General features: G+C 69.2%; 13 protein-coding genes. 10 read left to right on the top strand and 3 right to left on the bottom strand.

The genetic code is table 11. From position 1 onward, the window contains the following. The first annotated feature begins 1 nt into the window (after window position 1). From VZL07_RS00155 to VZL07_RS00115, 9 genes are all read left to right on the top strand, one after another. Complete coding sequence (locus tag VZL07_RS00155; protein ID WP_426753175.1) at window positions 2-676, top strand: ABC transporter ATP-binding protein; 675 nt, start codon at window positions 2-4, stop codon at window positions 674-676. 130 nt (window positions 677-806) lie between these two features. Then, the gene (gene bamA / locus VZL07_RS00150) at window positions 807-3,209 is read left to right on the top strand and encodes an outer membrane protein assembly factor BamA (RefSeq protein WP_426757206.1); all 2,403 of its coding nucleotides are present in this window, start codon (window positions 807-809) and stop codon (window positions 3,207-3,209) included. 107 nt (window positions 3,210-3,316) lie between these two features. Beyond that, the gene (locus tag VZL07_RS00145) at window positions 3,317-3,871 is read left to right on the top strand and encodes an OmpH family outer membrane protein (protein ID WP_426753173.1); all 555 of its coding nucleotides are present in this window, start codon (window positions 3,317-3,319) and stop codon (window positions 3,869-3,871) included. A gap of 31 nt (window positions 3,872-3,902) precedes the next feature. After that, window positions 3,903-4,952, top strand: coding sequence for a UDP-3-O-(3-hydroxymyristoyl)glucosamine N-acyltransferase (gene lpxD / locus VZL07_RS00140; protein ID WP_426753171.1), 1,050 nt, complete (start codon window positions 3,903-3,905; stop codon window positions 4,950-4,952). Continuing rightward, window positions 4,952-5,413, top strand: coding sequence for a 3-hydroxyacyl-ACP dehydratase FabZ (gene fabZ, locus VZL07_RS00135; protein ID WP_426753169.1), 462 nt, complete (start codon window positions 4,952-4,954; stop codon window positions 5,411-5,413). Before lpxD ends, fabZ begins: the two co-directional genes overlap by 1 nt. A gap of 30 nt (window positions 5,414-5,443) precedes the next feature. After that, a complete protein-coding gene (gene lpxA / locus VZL07_RS00130; protein WP_426753167.1) occupies window positions 5,444-6,220 on the top strand; it encodes an acyl-ACP--UDP-N-acetylglucosamine O-acyltransferase in 777 nt (258 codons plus the stop codon). Between the two features lie 28 nt (window positions 6,221-6,248). Then, window positions 6,249-7,055, top strand: coding sequence for an LpxI family protein (locus VZL07_RS00125; protein WP_426753165.1), 807 nt, complete (start codon window positions 6,249-6,251; stop codon window positions 7,053-7,055). 241 nt (window positions 7,056-7,296) lie between these two features. Next, window positions 7,297-8,319 (top strand): OmpA family protein, encoded by a 1,023-nt coding sequence (locus VZL07_RS00120; protein WP_426753163.1) that lies wholly within the window; start codon window positions 7,297-7,299, stop codon window positions 8,317-8,319. Between the two features lie 29 nt (window positions 8,320-8,348). Further along, window positions 8,349-8,816, top strand: coding sequence for a hypothetical protein (locus VZL07_RS00115; protein ID WP_426753161.1), 468 nt, complete (start codon window positions 8,349-8,351; stop codon window positions 8,814-8,816). On the opposite strand, the gene VZL07_RS00110 is transcribed toward VZL07_RS00115, so the two are convergent. From VZL07_RS00110 to lpxB, 3 genes are read right to left on the bottom strand one after another with little or no spacing between them, the layout of a single operon-like run. Further along, a complete protein-coding gene (locus tag VZL07_RS00110; RefSeq protein ID WP_426753159.1) occupies window positions 8,809-9,435 on the bottom strand; it encodes a MarC family protein in 627 nt (208 codons plus the stop codon). The genes VZL07_RS00115 and VZL07_RS00110 overlap by 8 nt on opposite strands. A 12-nt stretch (window positions 9,436-9,447) precedes the next feature. Continuing rightward, window positions 9,448-10,152, bottom strand: coding sequence for a polyprenol monophosphomannose synthase (locus tag VZL07_RS00105; protein WP_426753157.1), 705 nt, complete (start codon window positions 10,150-10,152; stop codon window positions 9,448-9,450). A gap of 17 nt (window positions 10,153-10,169) precedes the next feature. Next, window positions 10,170-11,321 (bottom strand): lipid-A-disaccharide synthase, encoded by a 1,152-nt coding sequence (gene lpxB / locus VZL07_RS00100; protein WP_426753155.1) that lies wholly within the window; start codon window positions 11,319-11,321, stop codon window positions 10,170-10,172. A 59-nt stretch (window positions 11,322-11,380) separates the two neighbouring features. Between lpxB and VZL07_RS00095 the strand changes: the two genes are divergently transcribed. Further along, window positions 11,381-13,264, top strand: coding sequence for a DUF4388 domain-containing protein (locus VZL07_RS00095; protein ID WP_426753154.1), 1,884 nt, complete (start codon window positions 11,381-11,383; stop codon window positions 13,262-13,264). Window position 13,265 lies beyond the last annotated feature (1 nt).

Genomic DNA, 13,265 nt, shown 5'->3' with positions numbered 1-13,265 from the left:
CATGGCGCTGTTGTCCATCCGCAATGTCTTCAAGAGCTACTTCCTGCACGACAAGCGCATCGACATCCTTCGAGGCGTGTCGCTGGACATCCAGCGGGGGGAGCTCGTCTCCCTGGTGGGCGCCTCCGGCGCGGGCAAGAGCACGTTCCTGCACGTGCTGGGCACGCTGGACGCCCCCGCAGCCGGCGAGGTGCTCTTCGAGGGACGCTCCGTGTTTTCCATGAACGATGCGGAGATTGCCGAGTTCCGGAACCGGACCATCGGCTTCGTCTTCCAGAGCCACTACCTGCTGCCGGAGTTCACCGCGCTGGAGAACGTGGCCATGCCCGCCCTCATCCAGCGGCAGGACCGAACGGGCGCCTACGCGTACGCGCGTGAACTCCTGGAGCGGGTGGGACTGGGACATCGCGTGGACCACCGTCCCGGAGAGCTCTCCGGTGGCGAGGCCCAGCGCGTGGCCCTGGCGCGCGCGCTGGTGCTCAAGCCCGCGGTGTTGCTGGCGGACGAGCCCACTGGCAACCTGGACCCGGCGACGGGCGAGGGTATCCACCAGCTCCTGCGGGACGTGAACCGCGAGCAGGGCATCACCGCCGTGGTCGTCACCCACAACGAGACGCTTGCTCGCTCCATGCCCCGTCGTCTCAGGTTAGCAGGGGGGGAGGTGTCGGAGGCGTGATGTCCCGGCAATTTTGCATTGAGGGCCTCGGGGACCTTCCCGTAGATTGCCCCGCCTTTTCCTGGCCGGTCTCCCCTTGAGGCTCCCCGTTCTGTCGCGCAAGTCACTGCTCCCGCTGATGGCGGTCGCCATGTGGTCCCTCGTGCCCGGCTCCGTGCTGGCACAGGAGGAGGCAGGGGGCGCTGCGCCCTCGCCCGTGCCCGAGGCGACCGCCCCCGCCGACACCGGGGCTTCGGCCTCCGAAGTCGAGCTTCCCCAGGATGCCCCCGTCTCTCCCGAGGACGCCAACCGTGTGGTGGAGGTCCGCGTCGAGGGCAACCGGCGCGTGGAGTCCGAGGCCATCCGCCGCGCCCTGCGCACCCGTGTGGGCGACACGCTCAACCCCACCCGGACCGCCCAGGACCTGCGGGCGGTGTGGGCGCTGGGGTACTTCCAGGACGTGGAGCTGCTCGTCCAGCGCCTGGCCCGGGGCGTGGCCTACGTGGTCCGCGTCGAGGAGCGGCCCACCGTCCGGCAAGTCCAGCTCGTGGGCAACGAGGAGCTGAACAAGGACGACCTGAAGGAGGAGATTGACGTCAAGCCCTCCACCATCCTGGACATGGAGCTGGTGCGCTCCAGCGTGCAGAAGATCCAGGCGAAGTACGTGGAGAAGGGCTACTTCCTCGCCGAGGTCAGCCACCAGCTCAAGCCCGTCGAGGGCGGCGCCAACGTGGATGTGGTGTTCAACATCAACGAGCGCGCCAAGGTGATGGTGAAGCAGATCACCATCCTCGGCGCGGAGAAGGTCACCGCCGAGGAGCTCAAGGAGACGATGATCACCCGCGAGGGTGGATTCCTCTCCTTCTTCACCGGCGAGGGCACCTACCGCGAGGAGGCCTTCCAGCGCGACCTGGCCGTCATCCAGATGGCCTACTACGACCGGGGCTTCATCAACGTCCGGGTGGACAAGCCCACCGTCCAGCTCTCCGCGGACAAGCGCTTCATCTTCATCACCCTCCGTGTGACGGAGGGCGAGCCCTACGACATCGGGAAGATCGACTTCTCCGGCGACCTGCTCGACGACGTCACCAAGGAGGACATGGCGAAGAAGATGACGTCCCGCACGGGCGAGCGCTTCAACCGCTCGCAGCTGTCGCAGGACATCCTCGCCGTCTCGGACGTCTATTACGACCGGGGCTACGCCTACGCCAACATCAACCCCGTCACCAGCGTCAACGCGGACAACCGGACGGTGGACCTGACCTTCGACGTGCAGAAGGGCCCCCAGGTCACCATCGAGCGCATCGACGTGGTGGGCAACACCAAGACGCGCGACAAGGTCATCCGCCGCGAGATGCGCGTCTACGAAGGCGAGCTCTACAACGGCAGCGGGGTGCGCCGCAGCCGTGAGCGCGTCACCGCGCTGGGCTTCTTCGAGACGGTGGAAATCACCCAGCGCCCGGGCTCGTCGGACGACACCATCGTCCTCCAGGTGGAGGTGAAGGAGAAGGCCACCGGTACCTTCCAGGTCGGCCTCGGCTTCTCCAACGTGGAGAACTTCATCTTCACGGCGCAGATCTCCCAGAACAACTTCCTGGGGTGGGGCCAGAGCGTCTCCGCGTCCGCGCAGATTTCAGGCCTGCGCTCGCTGGTGCAGCTGTCCTTCTACGACCCGTACTTCCTGGACACGCGCTACCTGCTGTCCGCGGAGTTCTTCCGCATCCAGGCGGACTACGAGGGCTTCATCCGCAACTCCACCGGTGGCACGGTGTCCATCGGCTACCAGTTCGTGGACGACCTGCTGGGCACCATCGGCTACTCGCGTGAGTACGTGAACGTGGAGGCCGGGCAGAACCTGGGCGCGGTGCTGCTGGCCAACCAGTTCCTCTCGGGCGTCACCAGCGCGGCCCGCCTGTCGCTCTCGTTCGACCGGCGCGACAACCGCCTGTTCCCGTCGCGGGGCTTCATCCACTACGGCTCGGTGGAATTTGCTCCGGACTTCCTCGGGGGCACCTTCCTCTACAACCGGTACACGGCCTACTCGCGCCTGTACTTCCCCATGCCGCTGGGCTTCGTCTTCAAGACGAACGCCACCATTGGCTACATCCAGCAACTGGACTCCGACAAGCCGCTGCCCATCTCCGAGCTCTACTACGTGGGCGGCATCAACAGCGTCCGCGGTTACTTCCTGCGCAGCATCAGCCCGTCCGTGAAGGTTCCCCGCTCCGGCAGTCCGGACGCGACCGTCACCGACTTCCGGGTGGGTGGCAACAAGCAGCTCATCTTCAACTTCGAGCTGGAGTTCCCCATCTTCGAGAAGGCCGGCCTGCGCGGCGTCCTCTTCTACGACGCGGGTAACGCTTTTGCCGCCAACGAGCGTTTCTTCCAGGACCGGCAGGACAAGCTGCCGCTCGGTCTCTTCCATGCTGCGGGCTTTGGTTTCCGCTGGTTCTCGCCCATTGGCCCCCTGCGCTTCGAGTGGGGTATCCCGCTCACCAGGCGGCCAGAGGACGACAACATCCTGTTCGAGTTCACTATCGGCAACTTCTTCTGATAAGCCCTTGGCCCGCCGCCCGGGGTCCGCCCCCACGGGCGGAGGGAATTGAAGATGCCCGATAGGCGTACGTCGGAGCCTGTACCCTTCCTGAGGAGTCGCTGAACATGTCGCTTCGCACCACCATCGCGGCCGCGGCCGCCGCACTGTCGCTCAGCCTTCCGGTGGCCGCTTCGGCCGCCGAGCTGAAGGTCGCCTACGTGGACCTCCAGAAAGTCATGCTGGAGGTGGATGACGGCAAGGCCGCCAAGGCCCGCCTGCAGAAGTGGCTCGACGCGCGGCAGAAGGAAATCGACAAGGAGCAGAGCGCGCTCCGCGCCGAGAAGGAGACGCTCGACAAGCAGGCCAGCGCCATGAGCGCGGAGACCAAGGCCCAGAAGGAGGCCGAGCTCCAGCGCAAGGTGATGATGCTCGCCCAGAAGTGGGAGAAGAGCCGCGCCGAGGCCGCGACCAAGGAGCAGCAGGAGATGCAGCCGATCATCGAGAAGATCGACGGCGTCATCGCCTCCATCGCCGAGCGCGAGGACCTGGGCTTCGTCCTCGAGCGCCGTGACTCCGGTATCATCTTCGCCCGCTCGGCGTATGACATCTCCAACGAGGTCATCCGGGCGTACAACAGCTCGAAGAAGACGGCGGCGAAGGACGCCCCGACGAAGAAGTAGCCGTCACTCCCTACTCGTGCAGACTTCTCCCATGCCCCGACAGCTCGGGGAGCTCGCCGCCCACGTCGGTGGTGAGCTCCTCGGTGATCCCGCACAGCTCATCCACGGACTCAACGGGCTCGAAGAAGCCGGCCCGGGGGACGTGTCCTTCTACGGCAATCCGCGCTACCGCCGGCAGTTCGAGGCCACCAAGGCCTCGGCCGTGCTCGTGGGCACGGACGCGCAGCCCCGCGAGGGCGTGGCGCTGGTGCGGGTGGCCAACCCGCATCTGGCGTACGCGAAGCTGCTGCGCCTGTTCCATCCGCCCGCCCGTCCCGCCGCCGGCATCCGGCCCGGGGCGTGGGTCCATCCGGAGGCCACCGTGCACCCGGAGGCCGTGTTGATGCCCGGCGCGTCCGTGGACCGCGGCGCCCGTGTGGGGGCGCGCACGGTGCTGTACCCGGGCGCCTACGTGGGCGAGCAGGCCCAGGTGGGGGACGACTGCGTCCTGTACCCCAACGTCACGGTTCGCGAGGCCTGCATCGTGGGCGCGCGGGTCATCCTCCACGCCTCGTGCGTGGTGGGAGCGGACGGCTTCGGCTTCGCCTTCAACCCGGAGGGCGAGGCGGGGCCGGAGCACTTCAAGATTCCCCAGGTCGGCATCGTCCGCATCGAGGACGACGTCGAGGTGGGCGCGTGCACCTGCATCGATCGCGCGACGGTGGGCGAGACGGTGGTGGGACGTGGCACAAAGCTCGACAACCTGGTGCAGATCGCCCACAACGTGCGCGTGGGCCCGATGACGCTCATCTGCGCCCAGGCGGGTATCTCCGGCTCGTCGGAGGTGGGCATGGGCGTGGTGCTGGCGGGACAGGTGGGCGTGGTGGGCCACATCCGCGTCGGCGACCTGGCCAAGGTGGGCGCCCAGTCCGGCGTGGCGCACGACGTTCCGGACGGGCAGGTGGTGAGCGGAACCCCAGCCATGCCCCACCGGGAGTGGCTGCGGGCCAGCGCCGCCGCGGGCCAGATGGCGGACCTGCTCAAGGAAGTGCGTGCCTTGCGGCGCCGCGTGGAGACGCTGGAGAAGGAAAAGGGGCACTGATGGACATCGGAGAGATTCTCAATCTGCTGCCACACCGGTATCCGTTCCTGCTGGTGGACCGGGTGGTGGAGATCGTCCCGGGCCAGAAGCTGGTTGCCTACAAGAACGTCACCATCAACGAGCCCTTCTTCAACGGCCACTTCCCCGGCCACCCGGTGATGCCGGGCGTGCTCATCCTGGAGGCGCTGGCGCAGGCGACCGCCATCCTCGCCTACCGGAGCGAGAACATGGACCCGGCGCGCAAGCTCACCTACCTGATGGGGGTGGACGGCGCGCGCTTCCGCAAGCCGGTGCTGCCGGGTGACCGGCTCCAATTGGAAATCGAAGTGGTGCGGCACAAGGGTGCTGTCTGGAAGACGAAGGGCCTGGCGACGGTGGACGGCGCGCGCGTCGCCGAAGGCGAGTTCCTGGCAACCGTCGTCGACAAGGACGCCGAAGCGGCTGACGGCGCGTCACCCTGAACACGCGCCCCGCGAGCACGAGGAAACTTCATGGCTCAGGTTCATCCCACCGCGGTGGTCCATCCCGGCGCCCGCCTCCACGAGACGGTCGAGGTCGGTCCCTATTCCATCATCGGTCCCCAGGTGACGCTCGGCGCGGGTACGCGCGTGGCGGCTCACGTCGTCATCGAGGGACGCACGACGCTGGGCGAGCGTAACCGCATCTTCCAGTTCGCCTCGGTCGGCGCCGACCCGCAGGACCTCAAGTACGCGGGCGAGGACACGGAGCTGGTGCTCGGCGACGACAACCAGGTCCGCGAGTTCGTGTCGCTGCACAAGGGCACCGCCGGCGGCGGCGGGGCCACCCGCATCGGCAGCGGCAACCTCTTCATGGCCAACTGCCACGTCGCGCATGACTGCGTGGTGGGCAACGGCTGCCGCATCGGCAATGGCTCCGCGCTCGCGGGCCATGTGACGATGGAGGACCACGTCATCATCAGCGGCCTGGCGGCGGTGCACCAGTTCACGCGGCTGGGCAAGCACGCCTTCATCTCCGGCGGCGCCATGGTGACCATGGACATCCCGCCGTACGCCACCGCCCAGGGAGACCGGGCGGAGCTGGTGGGGCTCAACACGGTGGGCCTGGAGCGCAGCGGCTTCTCCAAGGAGCAGATCGAGCGCGTCAAGGAGGCCCACCGCATCCTGTTCCGCTCGAAGCTGACGCTCCAGGAGGCCATGGTGCGGCTGCGCGCGGAGCTGGCGGGCCACGCCGAGGTGGACCACCTCATCCAGTTCATCCAGCAGAGCAAGCGCGGCCTGACGCGCTGACGCCGTGGGCCACGGAGGGGAGTCGGCGGTGGAGCGCATTGGCCTCATCGCGGGCAACGGACGGCTGCCCTTTCTCTTCGCGCGCGCGGCGCGGAAGAAGGGGCTGGAAGTCGTGGCCGTGGCCCATCGGGGAGAGACGGACCCGGCGCTGGCGTCGGAGGTGGACCGGCTGACGTGGGTGCGCGTCGGGCAGGTGGACCGCATCCAGAAGGCCTTCCGGGAAGCCGGCGTGAAGCAGGCCGCGATGGCGGGCGGCATCGGCCGGGTGCGGGCGCTGGCGGAAGCGCGGCCGGACCTGGGCGCGGTGCGCATCATCTCCCGGCTGCGCAGCTTCCGGGATGACGCCCTGCTGCGCGCGGTGGCCGCGGACTTCGAGTCCCGTGGCGTCACCATCATCGCCCCCACGGACTTCCTGGGCGAGGTGCTGTGTCCGGAGGGCCACCTCGCGGGGCCCCGCCTGCACCCGGCCCAGGAGAAGGACGTGGCCCTGGGGCGCGAGGTGGCGGTGCTGCTGGGCCAGGCGGACGTGGGGCAGACGGTGGTGGTGCACAACGGCCACGTGCTCGCGCTGGAGGCCGTGGAGGGCACGGACGAGGCCATCCGCCGCGGCGGCCGGTTGGGTGGCAACTCAGGCGCCGTGGTGGTGAAGCGGTGCAAGCCGCAGCAGGACCTCCGCTTCGACCTGCCCGCAGTGGGCCCGCGCACCCTGGAGGTGATGCAGGAAGTGGGGGCCCGCGTGCTGGCGCTCGAGGTGGGGCGCACGGTGCTGCTGGATGCCCCGGCCCTCTTCGCGGGCGCCGAGGCGGCGGGCATCACCATCGTCGGCGTGCCCTGAGCAGCCTCCGCGCTCGACGGTGGGACGCGGCCTGCCGGGCGGGCGGCCGGTGCGTGCCGTCGTGCTGGGGGGCCGCATACCAGGGCCCCGATTCCCTGGCCGGCCGTCCCCGGGGACCCGGGGCGAGTGAATAGCGTCGCACCTCCAACGTCGCCTTCGGGGAGCGTTTCCCTGGACGCCGCCTCGTCCTACCCTCGCGGAGGAACCCACCGACCGTGCCGCTGGAGGCTTACGCCGCGCCATGAACGCCCGCCTGCTGCTCCTCACCCTTGCTTTGTCTTCATCGACGCCTGCGCTCGCGGACGCCATCCGGGTTTCCCTGGAGGGACGCGCCGTGCAGGGGGAAAAGCTCCCCGCGTTGCTGCTGCACATCGAGGAGCCCATCGCGGGCTTCGAGGTGAAGCTGAAGCGCAGCGATGGTGAGGCGGTGGAGGTGAAGGGCGGCGGGAATCCGGGCATCACCCGTCGCATCGAGCTGGCGCAGCCGGAGGGCCGTTTCCACTACGAGGGCGAGCTCACCGTGCGCTTTCCGGATGCGGAATCCGGCACGATGCCGCTGTCCTTCGACACCGAGCTGTATGGCCCGCTGAAGCTGGAGGTGCGCAAGGAGGACGTCGACGTGGCGGCGCGTCGGCTCCGCTTCTTCCTGTCGCGTCCCGCGAAGCGCGCGGAGCTGACGGTGTTGATGGACACCGGGAAGAAGGCCTTCGAGGGCGAGGTGCCATTCAAGGGGGAGGCCGCGGGGACGCCCCTGGAGCTGACATGGCCAGCGGAGGAGGGGCGGGTGATGAAGATCTCCCTCCGGGCGTTCGACACGGCGGAGTTCTACACGGGCGTGGACCTGTATCCGTGGCAAGTGGACATTCCGCACGAGGAGGTGAACTTCGCCTCGGGCCGCGCGGACATCCCGGCGGCGGAGCGCGGCAAGCTGGACAAGAGCCACGCGCTCATCGTCGACGCACTGACGAAGTACGGACGCTTCGCGTCGCTGCGGCTCTACGTGCTGGGCCACACGGACACCGTGGGGGCCGCCGCGGAGAACCGCGATTTGTCACTGCGGCGGGCGAAGAGCCTGGCGGCCTACTTCCGGAAGAAAGGGCTGCGCGTGCCCGTCTACTACGAGGGGCTGGGCGAAGAAGCCCCGGCTGTCCCGACGCCGGACGAGACGGCGGAGGCAGCCAACCGCCGTGCGGAATACATCATCGCGGTGGAGGATCCGGTGCTGCAGAACGCGCCGCGTCCTCCGCGGTGGCGAAAGCTGTAGCGCAGTCACCGACGTAGAGGAGAGGACGCATGGACCGATTCCACCGGACGGTGTGGGGGCTGCTCGGGCTGGCAATGCTGAGCGGGGCGGGGTGCGCGCATCGGGCGCGTCTCGCGGAGCGGCAGGGCGTGGAGGTGGAGAAGTGTGAGCTCGTGCACCGGCTGCTCCAGGAACCGGCGCCGGCCCGGGTCGTCCGCGAGGTCGTCGCGGCCGGGCGCGACGAGCCCGCGCCGGTGGTGGTGTACGTTCGCCGCCCGGAGCAGGCGATGCTGGAGCGCTTCTTCAGCGGAGACGCGCCCAGCTGCGGCGACGCCACCTTCAAGGTGGTGCAGGAGAACGTGCTCGACGCGGTGGTGGTGTACCTGCAGGAAGTCCAGGACGGCTACGCCTACGACGCGCGGCGGGCCAGCCATGACGAGCTGTCCCTGGAGGGCAAGCCACAGGGCATGCTCAAACGCCGCGGCCTCGACTGGGTGGCCATCCCCGGCCCTACCTGAGCAGCTCCTTGCCGCCGTCCGCGATGAACTGCACCGCGATGGCGGCGAGGATGAGCCCCATCACCCGCTCCACGATGGCGACACCGGACTGGCGCAGCACGCGCTGGATGAGCCCCGAGGCGCGGAGGATGAAGTAGCTGGCCACGAACGTCAGGAGCACGGCGGCCAGCACCGGCAGGGCGGACAGGAGCGTGTCGCCCTTGGCCATCAGCACCATGGCGGTGGCGATGGCGCCCGGCCCCGCCAGCAGCGGAATCGCGAGGGGGACGATGGCCACGTCCTCCTTCACCACGCCCTCCTGTTCCTCCGAGGGCGTGGTGCGCGTCTCGGACGGACGGGCGCGCAGCATGTCCAGCGCGGTGATGAGCAGCAGGATGCCGCCGGCCACCCGGAAGGCGCCCAGCGACACGCCGAACACCTTGAAGATGACGCTGCCGAAGAGGGCGAAGAACAGCATCATCCCGCACGCCACCAGGCAGGCGCGCAGGGCGGTGCGGCGCACCTTCTCCTGGGAGTCCCCGGCCGTCATCGCCAGGAACAGCGGGACGACGCCAATGGGGTCCACCACGAAGAAGATGGCGGACAGCGAGACGAGGAACAGCGACACGTATTCCGGCATGGGAGCCTGGGCCTACACCGTCAGCCGCAGCTTCCACACCATGGTGAGAGCCTCGGCGAAGATTTTCTTGCTCATCTTCGAGTGGCCCACGCGCCGGTCCTCGAAGACGATGGGCACCTCGCGCACGGTGAAGCCCTTGCGCAGCGTGCGGTACGTGAGCTCAATCTGGAACGCATAGCCCGTGCTCCTGACGGCGTCCAGGTCGATGGCCTCCAGCACCCGCCGGTGGAAGCACTTGAAGCCGCCGGTGAGGTCCTGGATGCCCACGCCCAGAATCGACCGCGCGTAGAGGCTGCCCCCGCGACTGATGAGCTGCCGGCCCACGCCCCAGTTCACCGTGCCGCCGCCGGTGACGTAGCGCGAGCCCAGCACCAGGTCCGCGCCGGCCTCGGCCGCGTCCAGGATGCCGGGCAGGTAGCGCGGGTCATGGCTGAAGTCCGCGTCCATCTCCAGGATGTACGTGTAATGCTCGGCCAGCGCCCAGCGGAAGGCGGCGAGGTAGGCGCGGCCCAGGCCCTCCTTCTTTTCCCGGTGGAGCACGCGGACGCGAGCGTCCCTCGCGGCGAGCCCGTCGGCGAGCTGCCCCGTGCCATCGGGCGAGTTGTCGTCGACGACGAGGACGTCGACCCGGGGGTCGGCCGCCAGCACCGCCTGAACGATGGCCTCGATGTTTTCCCGCTCGTTGTACGTGGGGATGCAGACCAGGGCAGGGTTCATGACCCGGCCGACATATCCTAAACGCGGCCTGGGGGCAGCAGCTCCAGCACGGACTCTGCGGCCCGGGCCGCCGCGCCCGTCTCGCCCAGCCGGCCGCGCATCTCCGCCAGCCCCTGGAGCATCTCCTCCCGGGGCGCGCCCGGGAGCCACACCCGGCGGACCTCCTCGGCGATGCGCTCGGGCGTCATGTCCTCCTGGAGCAGCTCGGGGACGACCTTCCGGCCCGCCAGCAGGTTGATGAGGGACACGAAGGCCACCTTCAGCATCAGCCGGCCCACCCAGTAGGTGATGAGCGACACGCGGTAGACGACCACCAGGGGGCGCTGCATCAGCCCCGCTTCCAGGACGGCGGTCCCCGAGGCCACCACGGCGGCGTCGCTGGCGCCCACCACTTCCGGTGCCCGGCCCTCCACCAGGATGGGCGTCAGCCCGCTCCCCTCGAAGCGGGAGGTCACCTCCTCGCGGGCGATGGTGGGGGCCACGGGAACCACCACCTGGAGCCCGGGGCGCTCGGAGGCCAGTCGCTTCGCGGCCTCCACCATGTCCGGTAGCAGACGTCGGATCTCGCTCATCCGGCTGCCCGGCAGGAGCGCAAGGGTCGGGGCATCCTTCGCCAGCCCGAGCCGCTCGCGGAAGGCGACGGCGGTGTCGGGCGCGGGGACCTGCTCCACCACGGGGCTGCCGACGTAGCGGGCGCTGACGCCGGCCTCCCGGTAGAAGTCCTCCTCGAAGGGAAGGATGCAGAGCATCCGATCCACCAACCGTTTGATGGTGCGCACCCGGCCCCGCCGCCAGGCCCATATCATCGGGGACACGTAGTAGGCGACGGGCACCCCCAGCGCCTTGAGCTTCTTGGCCAGGCGCAGGTTGAAGTCGGGAATGTCCACCAGGATGGCCACATCCGGCCGGCGCTCGGCGGCGGCCTCGGCGAGCCCCTTCAGAATCTGGAGGATGCGGGGAATCCGGGGCAGCACCTCGGTGATCCCCATGACGGACACCTCTCGGGCGTCGAAGAGCAGCTCCACGCCCTGGGCAGCCAGGCGGGCGCCGCCCATGCCAAAGAAGGTGATGTCGGGACGGCGGGCCCGGAGGGCGGCAACGAGCTCGGCGGCGTGGGTATCGCCTGACGCCTCGCCGGCGACCACGAGGATGCGGGGAGATTTCGTCATGAGAGGGGCGTGCATCGTACCTGATGCGGGAGCGGATGAAGGTGTAGACTGCGGCCCCCTTGAAGACGCTTCTGCTCGCCGAGAGCCATCCCCCCACGCTCGAGCACCTGAAGGGCCTGCTCTCACAGGCCGGGTATACCGTGCGCGCGGTGAACGACCCGGTGACGGCGCTGGAGCACTTCGCCGCGGACAACCCGGATGTCGTGGTGCTGTCCGTGGACCTGCCGCGGGTGGAGGGCGCACACGTGGTGCACCTCATCCGTGGCCATGGCCAGGGCGGACGGGTGCCCATCGTCGCCATCGACAAGGGGCACCTCGGGCGTGCGAGGGGCGTCAGCTCGGTGCTGGACCTCAAGGTGAACGCCTACGTCGCGGACCCGCTCAAGCCCGGCGAGCTGGTGCCCCGGCTGGAGTCACTGGTGCGCGCGGCGCAGGCGGTGCCGCTCACCGGGCTGGCGGCCACCTTGTCCAAGCCCGCGGTGAACTCGGGCGAGCTGAAGGGCTACCCCCTGCCCGCACTGCTGCACTCCATCTACCGGCTGCGCCGCGACGGCGTGCTCGTGGTGGCCCATCGGGGCTTGAGCCGGCGCGTGTATTTCCTCCGGGGCGGGCCGGTCAGCTACGACTCGACGGCGAAGGCCGACTCGCTCCCCAGCTACCTGCTCGCGCGCAACGTGCTCAACGCCCAGCAGGCGGAGCGGGTGGCGGAGTCGCTGGCCTCGGGGCTGCGCGTCGGCGCGGCGCTCGCGGACGCGGGGGTGGAGGCCGCGGGCGACGAGCTGCTGCAGCTCCTGCGCGACTACAACCGCGACCGCGTGGAGCGGGTGCTCGGCATGCGCGAGGGCCGCTACGCCTTCTACGCGGGTGACGAATTCACGTCCGAGGTGGCGTCCGTGGAGGTGCCGCCGCTGGCCGTGGTGCTGGAGGGCGCGCGGCGCTGCTTTCCAATGAAGGTCATGGCGGTCTCCCTGCGGGCGCACATGGGGGACTACCCCGTGCGCTCGCAGGACTTCGGACGCGACCTGCAGGCCATGGCCCTGGACACGGACGACCTGAAGATCGCCATGCAGGTCAACGGCCGCATCGCGCTGAAGGACCTGCTGGCGCACGGACGGGGCGAGCTGCGCATGGCGTACTCGCTGCTGTGGTTCCTGAAGCTGACGGGCGGGGTGACCTTCTCTCCCACGCCGGTGGCCACGGGCACGGACATGCTGTCCACGGTGGTGCTGCCGGACCGGATCGCGCCGCGCAAGCGCAAGGCGCTGCCGCCGGAGACAGCGGCCTCCCTCCGCGAGGAGGCGCTGCGCATCATCACCCGCAGCTACTTCGGGGGATTGGGGCTGGACATCGCGGCGGACGCGGAGGCGGTGGAGCGCGCCTACCACGAGACGGCGATGCGCTTTCACCCGGACACCTACGCCGAGTTCGACATCTCCGACCTGAAGGACCTGCTGGAGTCGGTGCAGGACCGGCTGTCGGCCTCGTACCGGGTGCTGAGCGTGGAGGAGAAGCGCAAGGCGTACCTCCAGTACCTCTTCAGCCGCATGGACGTGGGCCGGAACACGGCGGTCGTCGTGGAGGCGGAAATCGCCCTGCGGCGGGGTGAGTCCGCCCTGAAGCGCCGCGACTTCCCCATGGCGGCGAAGGCCTTCGAGGAAGCGGTGTCGCTCAACCCGGCCGAGCCGGAGTACTACCCGTTCCTCGCCTGGGCCACGTACCAATCCCCGATAGGGGCGCTGGTGGTCCGGGCGAAGAAGGCGCAGCAGGTGCTGAAGAAGGCGCTGTCGCTGGGCCCCTATGTGGAGCGGTTGCACATCATCTCCGCCATCATCGACATGGACCTGGGGGACGCGCCGCTGGCGCGGAAGAAGCTGCTGCGCGTGCTGGAGTACAACCCGTACTCCCAGCTCGCGAAGGCGGCGCTGCGCAAGGTGGGACGCTAGC

It is taken from the genome of Pseudomyxococcus flavus, assembly GCF_050038885.1.
Taxonomy (GTDB): domain Bacteria; phylum Myxococcota; class Myxococcia; order Myxococcales; family Myxococcaceae; genus Myxococcus; species Myxococcus flavus.
The sequence above is the reverse complement of the archived record's forward strand: the minus strand, read 5'-3'. Positions and strand labels throughout refer to the sequence as shown.